This is a genomic window from Aeromicrobium terrae, from assembly GCF_008039565.1.
In the GTDB taxonomy this organism is placed as follows: domain Bacteria; phylum Actinomycetota; class Actinomycetes; order Propionibacteriales; family Nocardioidaceae; genus Aeromicrobium; species Aeromicrobium terrae.
The window spans coordinates 378,639-395,762 of sequence record NZ_VDUX01000002.1 but is presented as its reverse complement, the minus strand read 5'-3'; the positions used below and the strand labels follow the sequence as shown (position 1 = coordinate 395,762).

Below are 17,124 nucleotides of genomic sequence, written 5' to 3'. Positions count from 1 at the left end.
ATGAATGGGCTAGGCTGGGTACATGCCCACCGAGCTCCCAGTTCTCGACACCGCGGTCGCGGGGTGCTGCTCGCCGATCACCGGCGGCGTCATGAACGACTCCGAGGCGACGTCGCTGGCGGCGAAGTTCAAGGCGATGGGCGACCCGACCCGGCTTCGCCTGCTCTCACTCGTGGCAGCGTCCGAGGGCGGCGAGGCGTGCGTCTGCGATCTCAACGACCAGCTCGACCTGTCGCAGCCGACGGTCTCTCACCACCTCAAGCTCCTGGTCGACGCCGGCCTGCTGACCCGCAGCAAGCGCGGCGTCTGGTCCTACTACGCCCTGGTGCCGGGTGCGCTGCCCGCGCTCGCGGACACGCTGCAGGTCTAGCGCCCGAGCGACGCGATCAGCGTCTCGACGCGGCGCTTGATCTCGTCCCGGATCGGCCGGACGGTCTCGAGATCCTGCCCGGCGGGATCGTCGAGTACCCAGTCCTCGTAGCGCTTGCCGGGGAAGTACGGGCACTCGTCGCCGCATCCCATCGTGATGACGACGTCAGCGGTTCGGATGGAGTCCTCGGTGAGCCTCTTCGGCTGCTCGCCGGCGATGTCGATGCCGACCTCGGCCATGGCCTCGACCGCGACGGGGTTGATCTGGTCACCGGGCATTGAGCCCGCGGAACGGACGTCGATGTCGTCGCCGGCCAATGCCGTGAGGAAGCCGGCGGCCATCTGGGAGCGGCCGGCGTTGTGGACGCAGACGAACAGGACAGTGGGACGGTCAGGCACGGCCTTCTCCTTGGTGTCGGTGATGAACAGGGATCGCGGGGTAGAGCGCGAGGACCAGGACGGCGCCGATGACCATCCCCGCGATCTCTGCGGACACGAATGCCGGCACCGAGCTGGGGGCGATGCCCGCAAAGGTGTCGGAGAACATCCGCCCGACCGCAACCGCCGGGTTGGCGAACGACGTGGAGCTGGTGAACCAGTACGCCGCCCCGATGTAGGCCCCGACTGCCGGTGCCGCGAGCGGTGCACGGTTCGAGCGCATCAGGCTGAAGATCACCAGGACCAGCCCGGCGGTTGCGACCACCTCACCCACCAGGTGTCCGCCACTCGCCCGCTCGTGCTCAGAGAACGTCGTCCCGACGTCGAACATCGCGTTCGCCAGCAGGGTCCCGGCCACCGCGCCGGCCACCTGGACGGCCACGTACGGCGCGACATGGCGCGCGCTGAAGCCCTCCGGATCCCGACGTGACAGGTACCAGTCCGCGAGGGTGACGATCGGGTTGAAGTGCGCGCCCGACACCGGCCCGAGGACCAGGATCAGGACAGCCAGCCCCAGCGCCGTCGCGGTGCTGTTCTCGAGCAGCTGGAGCCCGACGTCGTCCGGGGACAGGTCACTGGCCGCGATTCCGGATCCCACGACCACCGCCAGCAGGAGCGCGGTCCCCAGGAACTCCGACAGGAGCCTGCGGGGCAGTGGTTGAGTCACGGGCACATCATGGCGTCTGCGCGTGTACAGCAGGTGAACGACGTCGACAGTCCGGGACAGTGCCCCCGGCAGGATTCGAACCTGCGACGCACGGTTTAGGAAACCGACGCTCTATCCCCTGAGCTACGGGGGCGGCACCGAGCCATCATCCCATCGCACATAGGGTCGTGGTCATGCGCCGCGTCCTGGCGGTCGCCCTCCTTCTCATCTCGGCGACCCTCGTCTCCTGCGGCCGCACCACCGTCCTCAAGACGGCCGACGACGTGTGCGACCCGGTGCGCTCGCTCGAGACCGGCACCACGGAGCACACCATCGACGTCGACGGGCGCGCGCGCACCTACGTGATGCACCTGCCGGAGGACTACGACGGTGCCGAGCCCATCCCGGTGATGTTCCTGTTCCACGGCTTCGGCGGCGACCCGAAGACGCTGCTCGACACCACGAAGATGACCGACGTCGCCGACGACGAGGACTTCGCCGTCGTCGCGCCGCAGGGTGCCGGGCTGATCCCGTCCTGGCAGTTCGAGGACCGCGACGGCCAGCCGTCCGCCGACATCACGTTCACGCATGAGCTGCTGCGCAAGGTCGAGCAGGAGGCCTGCGTCGACAAGAACCGCGTCTACGCCGCGGGCTTCTCCAACGGTTCCGTGCTCACGCTCGCGCTGGCCTGCGAGAAGTCCCGCGACTTCGCCGCGTTCGCCGCCGTCTCCGGTCCGTACTACGAGCCGAAGTGCGCGGAGGCGCCGCCGCGGCCGATCCTCTACTTCCACGGCCTCCGCGACGTCGTCGTCCCGTTCAACGGGGCGAAGAAGACCGTCATCGGCCCGCTTCCGGGAGTGACCGACACGCTGGAGTCCTGGGCCGATCACGACCGCTGCGTCCGGCCGGCTGTCACGACGCGCGCGGCGGAGCACGTCCGGCACGACCGCTGGTTCGGCTGTGCCGCGGGGAGCACGGTCGAGTCGTACGTCATCACGAACGGCGGTCACCGCTGGCCGGGCGGCGTCGACGTGCCGACGCCGGGGTCGTCGAACCGGCGCAACCCGAACCAGGGGATCATGACGCAGGAGATCGACGCGTCGAAGCTCATCTGGGACTTCGTGCGGATGCACCGGGACGGCAGACTGGGACCATGACGACCAAGCCCGTGGAGAGCTGGCTCACCGACATGGACGGCGTGCTCGTGCACGAGGAGCGGGCGATCCCCGGCGCCGCCGAGTTCATCACCCGGCTCCGCGACACCGGTCGCCGGTTCCTGGTGCTCACCAACAACTCGATCTTCACGCCCCGCGACCTGCGCGCCCGCCTCCACGCCGCCGGGCTCGACGTGCCCGAGGACGCCATCTGGACGTCGGCCCTCGCCACCGCGAAGTTCCTCAGCGAGCAGCGGCCGGAGGGCACGGCGTACGTCATCGGCGAGGCCGGCATGACGACGGCGCTGCACGAGGTGGGCTACGTGCTCACGAACCGCGACCCCGAGTACGTGGTGCTGGGGGAGACCCGCACCTACTCGTTCGAGGCCATCACGCGTGCGATCCAGCTGGTCGAGGGCGGCGCCCGGTTCATCGCCACCAACCCCGACGCCACCGGTCCGTCGCCCGAGGGCTCGCTGCCGGCCACCGGCTCGGTGGCCGCGCTCATCACGAAGGCCACCGGCGTCGAGCCCTACTTCGTCGGCAAGCCCAACCCGCTGATGATGCGCAGCGCGCTCAACCAGATCGAGGCGCACTCCGAGACCACGATCATGATCGGCGACCGGATGGACACCGACATCCTGTCCGGGCTCGAGGCCGGACTCCGCTCGATCCTGGTGCTCACCGGGTCCACGCCGGCGGCCCAGGTCGACCGCTTCCCGTTCCGCCCGACGCGGGTGCTGGACTCGATCGCGGACGTGGTTCCGCTGGTCGACGAGCTGGCCGAGGGAACGTAACCGCTGGAATCGCAGCCGTGGCATGATGACCGGATGCTCGCCCCCCGGAGTGCCGTGTGAAGGTCTTCGTGACCGGAGCCAGCGGCGTGATGGGCCGCTCGGCGATCTCCGCTCTCCACGCCGCCGGACACGAGGTCGTCGGCCTCGCCCGCTCCGCGCGTGCCGCCGAGGTGGTCACGGCCCGCGGGGCCCAGCCGCACGACGGACACTTGTTCGACCGCGAGAGCATGACCGCCGGCATGCAGGGCTGCGACGCAGTGCTGAACCTCGCCACGCGGGTCCCGGTCGGCACGTCGGCCCTCCGCCCGGGGGCTTGGCGCGCCAACGACCGCATCCGCACCCACGGCACGGCCGTCGTCGCGGCCGCCGCGCGTGACGCCGGCGTCCCCCGGTTGGTGCACCAGAGCCTGAGCTTCGTCTACGCCGACCACGGCGACGACTGGGTCGACGAGCACAGCTCGGTCGACCTCACCCGCGCCCTCGAGCACGTCGTGGTCGCCGAGACCCACGTCGACGCGTTCACCCGCGCCGGCGGCCAGGGGGTCGTGCTCCGCCTCGGCCTCCTCGCCGGCCCGCACACGTCGTCGGTCTGGCTGCTGCGTCGCGCCCGGGCCAACCGGCCCATCGGCTTCGGGGCCCCGGACAGCTGGACGCACCTGGTCCACATCGACGACGTCGGCACCGCGGCGGCGGCGGCGCTGAACGTCGAGCCCGGCATCTACAACGTCGGCGCCGAGCCGGTGAAGCGCCAGGACGTCGTCGACACCTACGCCCTCGTCGCCGAGCGACCGCAGGGGCGCTTCTACTCCAGCGCTGCCACCCGGCTGGGCGGCCAGCGCCTGGAGATGATCACGCGCTCGCAGCGCGTCAGCTCACAGCGGTTCGGCGACCGCACGGGCTGGGCACCGCAGTACCCCAAGCTCACACCGGACTGGTTCGACGGTGTCCTCTGACGCTGAACGAGAACGTGCCCGCCGCCTGCGCGCGGCGCGGCTGCTGGGCGACCTCGTCCCGGACGCCACGGTGGACGACACCGACGAGGGTTGGGGTGAGCGGGAGCCGTCGCGCGACGACGAGCTGCGGCGCAACGTGCCCCCGCACCACTCCTAGAGCGTCGAGCCCGGCGTGGAGCCACCCTGACGGTTGAGCGCGTCGCGGATCTCGCGCAGCAGCGCGACCTCCTCCGGCGGGGCCTCGGGCTCGCCCGGCTCGCCCTTGCGCAGGCTCTGCAGCTTCTGCATCGGGACGACGATCGCGAAGTAGATGACCGCCATGGTCACCACGAACACGATCAGGGCGTTGATCAGCGCGCCGAAGTCGATCACGGTCTTCGGGTTGTCGTCGAGGATCTGCCAGGCGAAGCCGTTCGAGTTCCCGCCGCCGACCAGCGCGACGATCGGGTTGACGAAGTAGGTGCCGAACGCCCCGACCAGCGTGGTGAACGCGACGCCGATGGCGATGCCGACGGCCAGGTCGACCACGTTCCCCCGCATCAGGAAGTCCTTGAATCCCTTGATCATGCTGCCCCCTTGCCTAGGTGATGTCCTTCGCACCGTAGCGAGAACTAGCCACCCGAGACCAGCACGGACAGGCGGGACTCCAGCGCCGCGCGGGCCAGGGTGAGGGCCGTCTTCTCGCTGGTCGCGACCCGAATCGGGGCTCCGGGGGAGTCGTCCGATCCCGACGGGATCGAGACGATCTCGACGTCCCGGGCGATCACCCGCGGGCCCTCGCTGCCCTCCGGGTCGACGGCCACGACGTCGACGCTCTCGCCCACGCGGACCGTGGTCAGGGCATCGGCGTCGGCCAGCCGGACGGTGGCCAGCACGGTGCCGCGCGGGTAGCCGGTCATCCGGCCGGCGTGCAGCACCCGGGCGTCGGTGAGCACCTCGCCACGCCGCATCGGCCCGGCGACCGTGCGCCCCACCACGGCATCACGCGAGGCGGTGCTGTGCGCGGGGACGGCGTCTGGTGGCAGGGCGGCAAGTCGGACGTCGTCGTCGGTCAGCACGGTGCCGCTGGCGAGGTCGTGTGCCGCGACGAGCACGTGTCGGCCCGGGTCCGGATCGCGCGTGACGGCGCCGGCGGCGAGGAGCACGGAGAGCCCCGCGCAGAGGGCGGCGAGGAGTCGGCGGTGACGCAGTGTCAGGCGGGCGATCCGATGCACCAGCGCAGGCTAAGCCGAGGTGACGGAACGACGCAGAACGTCGTCCACATCCGCAGGCGGCGCGAGCCCTGGCGAGCGGGCGCCGGAGGAGGTCGAGCGCGTCACGCCGAAGGCGTCAGGGTGACGAGACCTGGTGAGAAGTCAGGCTCGCTCTCGGCCGACGTGGTCTCGATACACCTCCAGCTCGCTGGCGCTCGCGGAGGCACTCGACCACCGAAGCTCGCTTCTCGATGGTCGTATCGAGATCACCTGAAGCGTCAGGCGACGTCGGAGGTCGTCTTCTCGGACTTCTTCTCGGGCTTCGCCGTCTCCGACTTCGCGGCGTCGCTCGACGAGGACGAGGCGCGGCTGTCGGTGCGGTAGAACCCGGAGCCCTTGAACACGACGCCCACCGCGTTGAACACCTTGCGGAGGCGACCGTCGCACTCCGGGCAGACGGTCAAGGCGTCGTCAGTGAAGGACTGGACGACCTCGAGCGCGGCGCCGCAGTCGGCGCACTGGTACTGGTAGGTGGGCACGGCCTCAAGGGTACAGTTGCGACCATCGTGGACCCCACCCCATGGCTCCTGCTCGTCCTCTCGGTGCTCCTGATGCTGGCGTGCGGGGTGTTCGTCGCCGCCGAGTACGCCTTCGTCACCGTCGACCGCGCCACCATCGACCGCGACGCGGAGGCGGGTGACCGCGGAGCGATCGGCACGCGCATCGCGCTGCGGACGCTGTCGACGCAGCTCAGCGGCGCGCAGCTCGGCATCACCATCACCAACCTGATCATCGGGTTCCTGGCCGAGCCGGCGCTGGGCACGATCATCCCGGGCCCCAGGGCGCTGTCGTACGCGCTAGCCCTGGCCATCAGCACCACGGTCACGATGCTCATCGGCGAGCTGGTGCCCAAGAACATCGCGCTCGCGCTGCCGCAGGCCACCGCCTCGGCCACCCAGCTCCCGCAGCGGGCGTTCACCCGAGCCATGGCGTGGCCGATCCGGGGGCTCAACGCGGCGGCCAACGCCATCGTCCGCTCGCTCGGCGTCGAGCCGCAGGAGGAGCTGCGCTCGGCACGTTCGCCGGTCGAGCTGCGCTCGCTCGTGCTGCGCTCCGCCGAGAAGGGCGCCATCGACGACGAGACCGCCGAGCTCGTGGCGCGCAGCATCGCGTTCGGCGACCGGACCGCCGCCGACGTCCGCACGCCCCGCGTCCACGTCCACTTCCTCGAGGGCCGCGACACCGCCGCCGACGTCATCGAGGCGGCCCGGCAGACCGGGCACTCGCGCTTCCCGGTCATCGGCCGGACCCCCGACGACGTCCTCGGCATCGTCCACGTGAAGCAGGCGGTCAGCGTCGAGCCGGATCGCCGGCGCTCCGTGCGGCTGACCGAGATCGCCGACGCCGCCACCACCGTGCCCGACAGCCTCGAGCTCGACCCGCTCCTCACGATCCTGCGGGACCAGGGCATGCAGATGGCCGTCGTGGTCGACGAGTACGGCGGCACCGACGGCGTGGTCACGCTCGAGGACCTGGTCGAGGAGATCGTCGGCGACATCGCCGACGAGCACGACCGGCTCTCCTCCCGCAGCCGTCACCGCCGCGACGGCACCTGGTCGTTGTCCGGGCTGCTCCGGCCCGACGAGGTCGAGGAGCAGACCGGCATCGCGCTCCCCGAGAGCGAGGACTACGAGACCATCGCCGGCCTCATCAACGCCGAGCTCGGCCGGCTGGCGGAGCGCGGCGACGTCGCCACGATCGAGCTCGCTCGGCCGCGCGACGACGATGACGACGAGGAGCCGCCGCCGCTGGTCGTCCACCTGCGCGTCGAGCGCATGGAGGGCCGGCGCATCGACCGCGTCGTCATGACCGTCGACGAGCCACCGGCGGAGGAGTCATGAGCGGCTGGTGGGGCCTCGCCCTGACGGTGGCGCTGCTGCTGTTCAACGCGCTGTTCGTGGCGGCGGAGTTCGCGCTCATCTCGGCGCGCCGGACCCAGCTCGAGCCGGCCGCCCAGGCCGGGTCGCCCATGGCGCGACTGGCCCTGCGCGCCATCGAGGACCTGACCCCGGCCATCGCCGCGATCCAGCTCGGCATCACCATCTGCTCCCTCGGCCTCGGTGCCGTCGGCGAGCCGGCCATCGCCCACCTGCTGGAGCCGGTGTTCGAGGCAGTCTCGCTGCCGGAGAGCCTGGTGCACCCGTTCTCGTTCGTGATCGCCCTGTCGATCGTCGGCATGGCGCACGTCGTGCTGGGCGAGATGGTGCCCAAGAACCTGACGTTGGCCGGCCCGGACCGGGCAGTCCTCTTCCTCGGTCCGTTCATGCTCGGCGTCGTCGCGGCGCTGCGGCCGCTGGTCTTCGTGCTCAACCTCGCCGCCACGGGGATCATCCGGCTGCTCCGCATCGAGCCGAAGGGCGAGGTCGGCTCCACGTTCACCCACGACGAGGTGGCCAGTCTCGTCGAGGAGTCCCGACGCGAGGGGCTGCTCGACGAGGACGAGTACGGCCTCGTCTCGGGCGCCCTCGACTTCCACGAGGGCCGGGTCGACCAGGTGCTGCTGCCGCGCGACGGCCTCGTCACGATCCGGCCGAGCGCCACGCCCGTCGACGTCGAGCGCGCCTGCGCCACCACGGGCTTCTCGCGGTTCCCGGTCGTCGACGCCGTCGGTGACCTGACCGGCTACCTGCACATCAAGGACGTGCTCGAGACCGACGAGGACAGCCGGGCCCAGCCGATCGCCGACAAGTGGGTGCGCCCGCTCGCGACCGTCGCGCCGGGGTCGGGGCTGTACGAGGCGCTGCGCACGATGCAGGTGCGCGGGTCGCACATGGCGCGCGTCGCCACCGAGGACGGCGAGGTGCTCGGCGTGATCATGCTCGAGGACGTCCTCGAGGAGCTCGTCGGCGAGATCCGCGAGGCCGGAGCCTCCTAGGCGCATCGGCCGTGACCTCGCCATTCGGTCGGTCGGGCCGAAGGCCCGGGAGGGAGCTCTGCGACCGAAGCGACAGGTGGTTGTCGGGGCCAACCAAGAACACGTTCTAGTCCTTTCGGACGGTTTTCCAGCGTTTTCCGCCGGGGCCTGTTCGCGCGGCCCTAATGTCCCCGACAGCCGAGACCTCTGAGTTCTCGGGCACCAGGAGACGCCATGTCCGCTCGTCACTCCCTGCGCCGACCCCTCGTCGCCGCCACCGCCATTCTCGGCACGATCGCCGGCACCCTCGCGTTCGCAGCTCCCGCGCACGCCGCCGGTCCGTGGTTCGTCGCGACCAACGGCAGCAACGCCGCCAACTGCCTGAGCTCAGGTACTCCCTGCGCGACGATCCAGGGCGCGGTCAACAAGGGCGGGTTCGTCAGTGGGGACACGATCAACGTGGCTCCCGGCACCTACACCGGCATCACGACGTTCGCGGCCAAGGGCGCGAACGTCGTGGCGACGGGCACTGGCGTCATCCTTGACGGCAACGCGGCCGGCTCGACGATCGCCGTCACCGGCGCCGTCGCCGTCAAGCTGACCGGCCTGACGATCCGCAACGGCCTGAACAACTCCGCGTTCGGCGGCGGCATCCGCGTCGGCGTGGCCGGCGCCTCGGTCACCACGACCGACGTGCGGATCACCGCGAACAAGTCGACGCTCGGCGCGGGCGCGGTCGTCTACGCCGGCGGTAGCCTCACCATGACCGGCGGCTCCGTCGACCACAACACCAACGCCACGAGCGGCGGCGGCATCCTCAGCGCCGGCACGACCAAGCTCACCGACGTTGACGTCACGGACAACACCGCCGTCTCCGGCGCCGGCGTCGCGGTCGCCAGCAACGCGAGCCCGGCGGCCGCGGCCAACCTGACGGTCGACGGCGGCTCGATCAGCCGCAACACCGCGACCGCCAACACCACCGCCACCGGCTGGGGCGGCGGCGTCTACGTCGGCGGCAAGACCGCGACGGCCCCTGCGGCGATCGCCTCGCTCAAGAACGTCGACATCGACGACAACGTCGCCGCCGGCAGCGCGCAGGCGTTCGCCGGACTCGGCGGCGGTCTGTTCAGCACCGGCACGCTGACGGTCGACAACGCGTCCTTCTCGGGCAACCGCGCCACCGGCACGGGCACCGTCGCCGCGTACGGCGGCGCGATCTACTACGGCGGACCGGCTCCTGCGGTCCCGACGCTCGACATCAAGAACTCCTCGATCAAGGGTGGCGGCGCCACGAGCAACGCCGTCGTCGGCGGCGCCATGGTCGCGGCGTCCGCGTTCACGGCCACGAACCTGTCCGTCACCGACAACGTCGCGGACTTCGGTGGCGGCATCGTCACCAACGCTCCGTCGTCCACGCTGACCGGTGGCGTCATCTCCGGGAACGACACGACCAACGCCAGCGCCGGCTACGGCGGCGGCATCTGGGCCGCGCGACCGAGCGCCACGACCACCGGCACCCTCACGCTGGACGGCACGACGGTCAAGGACAACACCTCCGCCGCGTTCGGTGGCGGCCTCAGCCTCGGTTTCGGCGTCACCAGCGAGCTCAAGGGTGGCACGGAGGTCAGTGGCAACGAGGCGGTCGTCGGCGGCGGCATCTTCAACAGCGGCGCCCTCACGGTGCGCGGCTCCGACGTCTCCGACAACGACGCCTCCTACCAGGGCGGCGGCCTCTTCAACGGCTCCACCGAGTCCACCGACACCCCGAGCGCGAACCTCGTCGACAGCACCATCGACGACAACAGCGCGGCGTTCGGCGGCGGCGGCATCGTCACGATCGAGCACGCGACGCTGACCGGCAGCGGCGGTCACGTCAACGGAAACGACGGCCTCGGCGGCGGCGGCGTGCTCGTCGGCGACAAGGCTCCGGCCACGTTCGACGACACCGACTTCATCGGCAACGTGGCCTCGAACCTCGGTGGCGGCGCGGTCCTGAGCTCGGGCACGACGTCGATCTCTCGTGCCACGATGCGCGACAACCAGGCCGTCCACACCACGGGCACGACCGGTCTGGGCGCCGCGATCTACAGCGGCTCCGACACCGACAACGCCAACACCGTCCTGACCGTGAAGAAGAGCACGATCTCCGGCAACGAGGCGTACGCGGCCTCGGCGATCCTCACGGCCTCGACCGGCACGGGCGCCACCAACAAGGCGTCGATCGACAACAGCACGATCACGAACAACACCAGCTCGAGCCCGGTGGGCGCGATCCAGCAGTTCCACCCGATGACGATCACGAACAGCACGATCACCAACAACACCGCGGCCGGCAGCGGCGCGGGCGGCGGTCTGTACTTGTTCGACGCGTCGCACGTGGGCGTCGCGGGCACGATCCTGTCCGGCAACACCGGTCTGGAGTGCACGGGCGGCGCCGTCAGCGACGGCGGCCGCAACCTCAGCGACCCCGGCGACGCCAGCTGTGGCTTCAGCGGCGCGAAGAACGACATCGCCGCGGCACCGCAGCTCGGCAACCTCGTCGACAACGGCGGCCCGACCTTCACGCGCAAGCCTGGCCCGGCCAGCCCCGCGCTGGACAAGATCCCGGCCGCCACCGCGACGGGTCTGAGCGACGCCGTCACCGGCAGCGCGGTCACCCTGTGCAACGGCACCGACCAGCGCACCGTCGCTCGCCCGCAGGGCGCCAAGTGCGACATCGGCGCCGTGGAGGTCTCCCAGGAGACCCCGACCGTCAACGGTCCGGCCAGCGCCGACTACACGCTGAACAGCGCCGGCGCCCCGGTGACGTTCACCACGACGGGCACCCCGCAGCCGACGCTGAACTACACCGGCACTCTCCCGGCCGGCGTCACGTTCGTCGACAACGGCGATGGCACGGCGACGCTGTCGGGCACTCCGACGGCAGGCCCTGGCGGTGTCTACACGATCACCGTGAAGGCGACGAACGAGGCCGGCACGGGCACCAAGAGCTTCGACCTGGTGCTGCACCAGGCGCCGACGCTGAGCGGGCCGTCCGCGTCCACCTACACGGTGGGCCAGGCCGGCGGCCCCGACCTCTTCGAGCAGACGGGTGGCTTCCCGGCCGCGTTGCTGTCGACGACGAGCACGCTGCCCGGCGGCGTGAACTTCACCCCGAAGCCGGACGGCAAGGGTGAGATCGCCGGCACGCCGGACGCCGGCACCGGCGGCGTCTACGCGATCACGATCAAGGGCGACAACGGCACTCCGCCGGTGGCGACCTGGCCGTTCACGCTCACGGTCAACGAGACCGCCGGCATCTCCGGACCCGCGTCGTCGACGTTCAAGGTCGGCACGGCCGGCAGCTCCGCGAGCTTCGTCGGCTCCGGCTACCCGCCGCCGACCCTGTCGGCCACCGGTCTGCCGGACGGCCTGACGCTGAGCGGCACCGGAACGGCCAAGATCACGGGCACGCCGGCGGACGGCACGGGCGGCGAGTACGACGCCACGGTGAAGGCCGACAACGGCATCGGCTCGGCGGCCACCACGAGCACGCACATCAGGGTCAACGAGGCTCCCGAGCTCGTCGGTCCGTCGATCGCACGCCTGGTCGTGGGCACGAACGGGACCGTCGCCTACTCGGCGGACGGCTATCCGCAGGCCAGCTTGTCCGCGTCGGGCACGTTGCCGTCCGGCGTGACGTTCCACGACAACGGCAACGGGACGGCGCAGCTGAGCGGCACGCCGGGCGCCTCGGCCGAGGGCCACTACGCCATCACGATCAAGGCGAGCAACGGTGTGGACCCGGACTCGATCATCCACCTGGATCTCGAGATCGCGCCTGAGCTCGGCATCTCGAGCACGTCGCTGCCCAACGGCGCGTACCACACGGCCTACAGCGCGACGATCAACGCGGTCGGCGGCTTCCCGCCGTACACGTTCACGCTGGTGGGCGGCTCGCTGCCGGCCGGTCTGACGCTGCACTCCGACGGCACGATCACCGGCACGCCGACGTCGAACCCGACCACCAAGGTGTTCACGGTCAAGGTCACCGACGCGGCGGACCCGTCGCACTCGAAGGTCAAGCAGCTGTCGATCACGACGACCAAGGGTGCGACGAACCTGGACGTCGAGCCGATCGCCGTGGCGGTCAAGGCCCAGCCGGGCCTGTTCAGCCTCGGGCTGAAGGTCGGCACGATCGACGCCGTGCTGACGGGCGGCGCGCCGCGTGAGCCGATCGCGAACGCGACGGTCGTCTTCAGGGCGAACACCCAGATCGTCTGCATCGGCAGGTCGGACAGCCAGGGCCGGATCCACTGCAAGATGTCGGCGTTCAACACGCTCAAGGCGATCGCGCGCGGACTGGTCGTCGGCACCTATGCCGGCAACACGGTCTGGGCCTCGACCACCGGATCGGCGCGACTGCTCTGACATGACACGATGACGGCGTGCGCCGGACCCTGCTGACCATCGCCCTGGTGGTCGCAGCGGTCCTGGTGGGCGGCTCGGTGTTCTCGTTCGTCACGGTGCGCAAGTCGTTCCCGGACACGACGGGCGAGGTGCGGATCACCGGCCTGCACGGCGACGTCGTCATCAAGCGCGACGCCTGGGGCGTCCCGCAGGTCTACGCCGCCGACGAGCGTGACCTGTTCTTCGCCCAGGGGTACGTGCACGCCCAGGACCGGTTCTACGAGATGGACTTCCGCCGGCACGTCACCGCCGGCCGGCTCGCCGAGCTGGTCGGGGAGGATGCGGTCGACACCGACGAGTTCGTCCGCACCCTCGGGTGGCGCCGCGTCGCCCAGCAGGAGTACGAGCAGCTCGACGCGAACACGCGCTCGCTGCTCCAGGCGTACTCGCGTGGTGTGAACAGCTACATCGAGGGCAAGTCCGGCTCGGAGCTGTCGCTGGAGTACGCGATCCTCTCGCTCAAGGGCTCGGAGTACCGGCCGGAGCCGTGGAGCCCCGTCGACTCCGTGGCCTGGGTCAAGGCGATGGCGTGGGACCTGCGCAGCAACATGTCCGACGAGATCGACCGCAGCCTGATGGCCCAGCACATGCCGCGGGCGATGGTCGAGCAGCTCTACCCGGACGCGCCCCGCCTGCACCGGCCGATCGTCGGCACCGACGCCCTGAAGAAGGCGAGCCAAGCCGCCGAGGAGATCCCGACCCTGCTCGGCATCGAGGACGGCATCGGCTCGAACTCGTGGGTCGTCGACGGCCGGCACTCCACCACCGGCCGCCCGATCCTGGCCAACGACCCGCACCTCGCGCCGTCGATGCCGGGCATCTGGTACCAGGTGGGCCTGCACTGCCGGCGCGTGAGCAAGGGCTGCCCGTACGACGTCAGCGGCTTCTCGTTCTCCGGGATGCCGGGCGTCGTGGTGGGGCACAACGGCCGCGTCGCCTGGGGCGTCACCACGATGTACGCCGACGCCGCCGACCTCTACCTCGAGGACGTCGAGGGCGGCACGTACCGGTACAAGGGCAAGCGGCTGCCGCTGGTCACCCGCAAGGAGAAGATCAAGGTCTCCGGGGGCGAGACGCGCACCATCACGGTGCGGTCCACCCGGCACGGTCCGATCCTCTCCGACGTCGACGACGACATCGAGGACGTCGGACAGCGCTACGAGGTGTCCCTGCGCTGGACCGCGCTGACCCCACGCCCGACGATCTCGGCCGTCTTCGCGCTCGACCGCGCCCGCGACTGGGACGACTTCCGCGCGGCGGCGAAGCTGTTCACGGTCCCGTCGCAGAACCTCGTCTACGCCGACGTCGACGGCAACATCGGGTACCAGGCGCCGGGCGCGATCCCGATCCGCAGCCGGGGCGACGGGCGGTGGCCGGTCGCGGGGTGGGACGGCAAGCACGAGTGGACCGGGTACATCCCGTTCGACGAGCTGCCGCACGAGCTCAACCCCGACGAGGGCTTCGTCGTCACCGCGAACAACGAGGTCGTCGACGACGAGTACCCGTACCTGATCGGCGCCGACTTCGCGCCCGGCTACCGCTCCACCCGCATCCGGCAGCTGCTGAAGGAGAAGAAGCAGCTCTCGGTCGCGGACATGACCCGCATCCAGATGGACGCCTACAGCGCGAACGCCGCCCTCCTCGTGCCGCGGCTGCTGCGGATCCCGCTCGGGGACCGGTTCGCCCGGGAGGGCCGCGACATCCTCCGCGGCTGGGACTACCAGCAGCGGCCGGGCTCGGCCGCGGCCGCGTACTTCAACGCGGTGTGGCGCAACCTGCTCGAGCTGACCTTCCACGACGAGCTCCCGAAGGACCAGTGGCCGGGTGGCGGTGAGCGCTGGTTCGACGTCGTCCGCTCGATCCTCGACCGGCCGAACAGCCACTGGTGGGACAACCTGGCGACGCCGGCCGTCGTCGAGACCCGCGACGACATCCTCACCGAGGCGCTGGTGCAGGCTCGCGACGAGCTGACCCGTCGGATGTCGCGCGACACGGACGCCTGGTCCTGGGGTCGCCTGCACCGGCTCACCCTCGTGAACCCGACGCTCGGCGACTCCGGCGTCGGGCTGGTGAACCGGATCTTCAACCGCGGCCCCGTCGAGGTGGGCGGTGGCGGTGGCCTCGTCGACGCCACCGCCTGGGACGCGTCCGACACGACCGACCCGTACGCGGTCACGGCCGTGCCGTCGATGCGGATGGTCGTCGACGTCGGACGGTTCGACCGGTCGCGCTGGATCAACCTGACCGGCGCGTCCGGGCACGCGTACCACGAGCACTATGACGACCAGCTGCCGTTGTGGGCGGACGGGCGGACCCTGCCCTGGGCGTTCGGCGCGAAGGCCGTCGACCGCGGCACGGAGGACGTCCTTACCCTACGATCGGCGTCCGGCTGAGCTGCGACACGCGTGTGACGGATGATTTCTGAGTGATTTCAGTGCACAGATGTGCATGCGCGTGATGCTATGGGTCGGTGCGTGTCTTCCCTCTCGCAATCCGTGCTGCCGCCGTGGCGGCAACGGTGACGATCGCGAGCACGCCGTTCGCGCGGGCCGACGACCCGTCCGCGGGGGCCATCCAGGTGCAGCTCGTCGAGTCCCGCATGCACCTGAACGACCTCTACGCACGGGCCGCGGCCGCGTCGGAGCGCCTGAACGGCGCCACGTACGAGCTGGAGCAGGCGAAGGCCGACGTGCGTCGCCAGCGGCTGGCGGTGCAGCGCTCGAAGAAGCTGCTCGCCGAGCAGCGCAAGGCGGTCGCGGCGCTCACGGTGCAGCAGCTGCAGACCGACTCCGGCCCCGCCCGGCTGTCCGCGCTGTTCGACAGCGACGGGCCCGAGCAGCTGCTCGAGCGCGCCGGCGCCTACGCCAGCACCAACGAGGCGATGAACGCCCGCGTCGACGCCCTGGACGCCGGCCGCGTCGTGCACGACTCCGCCGTCGACCGCGCCGAGAAGGCGCTCGCGGCGCAGCGGGAGGCGACGCGTCGTCGGCAGGCCGCCGCGGCGGAGATCGACCGCGCCATCAAGGCCGCGGAGTCCGCCGTCGCCACGCAGGAGAAGGAGCGGAAGCGGCTGCTCGGCCAGCTCGCCCGCGTCCAGCACGTCCCGGTCGAGCAGGTCACCGAGAAGCAGGACCGGATCGACGAGCGGCTCGACGCCTCCGGGCCGGGCGAGCCGCCCCCGCCGGCCACGGACCCGAAGCCCGACCCGAAGCCGAGTCCGACGCCGACGAAGCCCAAGCCGACCACTCCGCCGCCCGCGGACCCGCCGCCGGCGTCGAGCAGCAAGATCGAGACGGCGATCGCGTTTGCGATGGCCCAGCTCGGCGAGCCCTACAAGTACGGCGGTGCCGGCCCGAGCTCGTGGGACTGCTCCGGCCTGGTGATGCGGGCTTGGCAGGCGGCCGGGGTCAACCTGCCGCACTACGCCGGCGCGCAGTACGCGCAGACCAAGCACGTGTCCGTCTCGAAGATCCGTCGTGGCGACCTCATCTACTGGAGCAACGGCGGACCCGGCTCGATCTACCACGTGGCGATCTACCTGGGCGGCGGCAAGATGATCCAGGCCCCGCGGACCGGGCGGGACGTCGAGGTCGTGCCGCTCAGCTACTGGATCCAGCCGGACCTCGCGTCGCGTCCGGGCTGACGCGGAACAGACCCGCCTCGGTGACGGCGAGCTGCACCGGCACGTCGTGGTCCTCGTGCGGGACGGACTCCATCAGCTCGGCCGCGTGCACGACGGCGCACACCGGAGCCGTGACGCCGACGAGCGCGCGGTCGTAGTACCCGGCGCCGCGGCCGATGCGGTAGCCCGCGTGGTCGACGGCCAGGGCCGGGATGATCACGAGCCCGACGGTGGAGAGGGCGTCGGTGCCGAGCCGCGGGCCGTCCGGCTCGGGGATGCCGATGGGGGAGCGACGCAGGACGGACGTCGGCTCGAAGCGCACCCAGTCGAGCAGGTTCCCCGGCGCGCCGACCGGGACGATGATCTCGGCGCCGCGCTGGAGCAGCCCGGTGATCAGGGGTCCGGTGCCCGGCTCGGTGCCCATGGAGAGGTAGCAGGCCACGCGGTCGGCGCGGCTGACGGCGCTGGCGAGCAGGTGCGACGCGAGAGCGTCGGCGACCACGGCCCGGAGCTGCGGCGACCTCGCCGCACGGTCACGGAGCACCTGTTCCCGCAGTGCGTCCTTGGTCACGGCCCGACGCTAGCCTAG

16 protein-coding genes and 1 tRNA gene are annotated in these 17,124 nt (G+C 71.0%); 10 read left to right on the top strand and 7 right to left on the bottom strand.

Annotation, left to right across the window (positions count from 1 at the left end; translation table 11 throughout):
* Positions 1 to 22 precede the first annotated feature (22 nt).
* Positions 23 to 370: an ArsR/SmtB family transcription factor gene (locus FHP06_RS05550; RefSeq protein WP_147684592.1), complete on the top strand. Its 348-nt coding sequence runs from the start codon at positions 23 to 25 to the stop codon at positions 368 to 370.
* Here the strand turns inward: FHP06_RS05550 and FHP06_RS05545 are convergent.
* The 3 genes from FHP06_RS05545 to FHP06_RS05535 form a co-directional block, all read right to left on the bottom strand.
* Positions 367 to 768 carry an arsenate reductase ArsC gene (locus FHP06_RS05545; protein ID WP_147684590.1) on the bottom strand — a complete coding sequence of 134 codons (402 nt, stop codon included), beginning with the start codon at positions 766 to 768 and terminating at the stop codon, positions 367 to 369. The genes FHP06_RS05550 and FHP06_RS05545 overlap by 4 nt on opposite strands.
* Entirely contained in the window at positions 761 to 1,474 is a 714-nt protein-coding gene (locus tag FHP06_RS05540) for an aquaporin (RefSeq protein WP_222706372.1), read from the bottom strand. Before FHP06_RS05540 ends, FHP06_RS05545 begins: the two co-directional genes overlap by 8 nt.
* Before the next feature lie 60 nt (positions 1,475 to 1,534).
* Positions 1,535 to 1,607: transfer RNA gene (locus FHP06_RS05535), tRNA-Arg, on the bottom strand.
* Between the two features lie 40 nt (positions 1,608 to 1,647).
* Between FHP06_RS05535 and FHP06_RS05530 the strand changes: the two genes are divergently transcribed.
* From FHP06_RS05530 to FHP06_RS15920, 4 genes are all read left to right on the top strand, one after another.
* The gene (locus tag FHP06_RS05530; RefSeq protein ID WP_147684585.1) at positions 1,648 to 2,610 is read left to right on the top strand and encodes an alpha/beta hydrolase family esterase; all 963 of its coding nucleotides are present in this window, start codon (positions 1,648 to 1,650) and stop codon (positions 2,608 to 2,610) included.
* Complete coding sequence (locus tag FHP06_RS05525; protein ID WP_147684583.1) at positions 2,607 to 3,404, top strand: HAD-IIA family hydrolase; 798 nt, start codon at positions 2,607 to 2,609, stop codon at positions 3,402 to 3,404. The genes FHP06_RS05530 and FHP06_RS05525 overlap by 4 nt, the downstream gene beginning before the upstream one ends.
* Before the next feature lie 68 nt (positions 3,405 to 3,472).
* Positions 3,473 to 4,357 carry an NAD-dependent epimerase/dehydratase family protein gene (locus tag FHP06_RS05520; RefSeq protein ID WP_147684581.1) on the top strand — a complete coding sequence of 295 codons (885 nt, stop codon included), beginning with the start codon at positions 3,473 to 3,475 and terminating at the stop codon, positions 4,355 to 4,357.
* On the top strand, positions 4,347 to 4,514 hold the full coding sequence (locus tag FHP06_RS15920; protein ID WP_187271800.1) for a hypothetical protein: 168 nt from the start codon (positions 4,347 to 4,349) through the stop codon (positions 4,512 to 4,514). Before FHP06_RS05520 ends, FHP06_RS15920 begins: the two co-directional genes overlap by 11 nt.
* On the opposite strand, the gene mscL is transcribed toward FHP06_RS15920, so the two are convergent.
* The 3 genes from mscL to FHP06_RS05505 all read right to left on the bottom strand — a co-directional run bounded on the left by mscL (position 4,511) and on the right by FHP06_RS05505 (position 6,089).
* Complete coding sequence (gene mscL / locus FHP06_RS05515; protein WP_147684579.1) at positions 4,511 to 4,924, bottom strand: large conductance mechanosensitive channel protein MscL; 414 nt, start codon at positions 4,922 to 4,924, stop codon at positions 4,511 to 4,513. The two genes, FHP06_RS15920 and mscL, sit on opposite strands and share 4 nt — an antisense overlap.
* A 44-nt stretch (positions 4,925 to 4,968) precedes the next feature.
* Positions 4,969 to 5,571 (bottom strand): SAF domain-containing protein, encoded by a 603-nt coding sequence (locus tag FHP06_RS05510; RefSeq protein WP_187271799.1) that lies wholly within the window; start codon positions 5,569 to 5,571, stop codon positions 4,969 to 4,971.
* Between the two features lie 257 nt (positions 5,572 to 5,828).
* Positions 5,829 to 6,089, bottom strand: a complete 261-nt coding sequence (locus tag FHP06_RS05505; RefSeq protein ID WP_147684575.1) for an FmdB family zinc ribbon protein — start codon at positions 6,087 to 6,089, stop codon at positions 5,829 to 5,831.
* A gap of 27 nt (positions 6,090 to 6,116) precedes the next feature.
* On the opposite strand from FHP06_RS05505, the gene FHP06_RS05500 reads away from it, so the two are divergent.
* From FHP06_RS05500 to FHP06_RS05480, 5 genes are all read left to right on the top strand, one after another.
* Entirely contained in the window at positions 6,117 to 7,451 is a 1,335-nt protein-coding gene (locus tag FHP06_RS05500; protein WP_230973416.1) for a hemolysin family protein, read from the top strand.
* Positions 7,448 to 8,485, top strand: a complete 1,038-nt coding sequence (locus tag FHP06_RS05495) for a hemolysin family protein (RefSeq protein ID WP_147684573.1) — start codon at positions 7,448 to 7,450, stop codon at positions 8,483 to 8,485. The genes FHP06_RS05500 and FHP06_RS05495 overlap by 4 nt, the downstream gene beginning before the upstream one ends.
* 213 nt (positions 8,486 to 8,698) lie before the next feature.
* The gene (locus tag FHP06_RS05490) at positions 8,699 to 12,874 is read left to right on the top strand and encodes a beta strand repeat-containing protein (protein ID WP_147684572.1); all 4,176 of its coding nucleotides are present in this window, start codon (positions 8,699 to 8,701) and stop codon (positions 12,872 to 12,874) included.
* A gap of 17 nt (positions 12,875 to 12,891) precedes the next feature.
* Positions 12,892 to 15,306 (top strand): penicillin acylase family protein, encoded by a 2,415-nt coding sequence (locus tag FHP06_RS05485; protein WP_222706371.1) that lies wholly within the window; start codon positions 12,892 to 12,894, stop codon positions 15,304 to 15,306.
* A 125-nt stretch (positions 15,307 to 15,431) separates the two neighbouring features.
* The gene (locus tag FHP06_RS05480) at positions 15,432 to 16,556 is read left to right on the top strand and encodes a C40 family peptidase (protein WP_147684570.1); all 1,125 of its coding nucleotides are present in this window, start codon (positions 15,432 to 15,434) and stop codon (positions 16,554 to 16,556) included.
* Here FHP06_RS05480 and FHP06_RS05475 read toward each other — a convergent pair.
* On the bottom strand, positions 16,513 to 17,106 hold the full coding sequence (locus FHP06_RS05475; protein ID WP_147684568.1) for a 5-formyltetrahydrofolate cyclo-ligase: 594 nt from the start codon (positions 17,104 to 17,106) through the stop codon (positions 16,513 to 16,515). The two genes, FHP06_RS05480 and FHP06_RS05475, sit on opposite strands and share 44 nt — an antisense overlap.
* Positions 17,107 to 17,124: the final 18 nt, after the last annotated feature.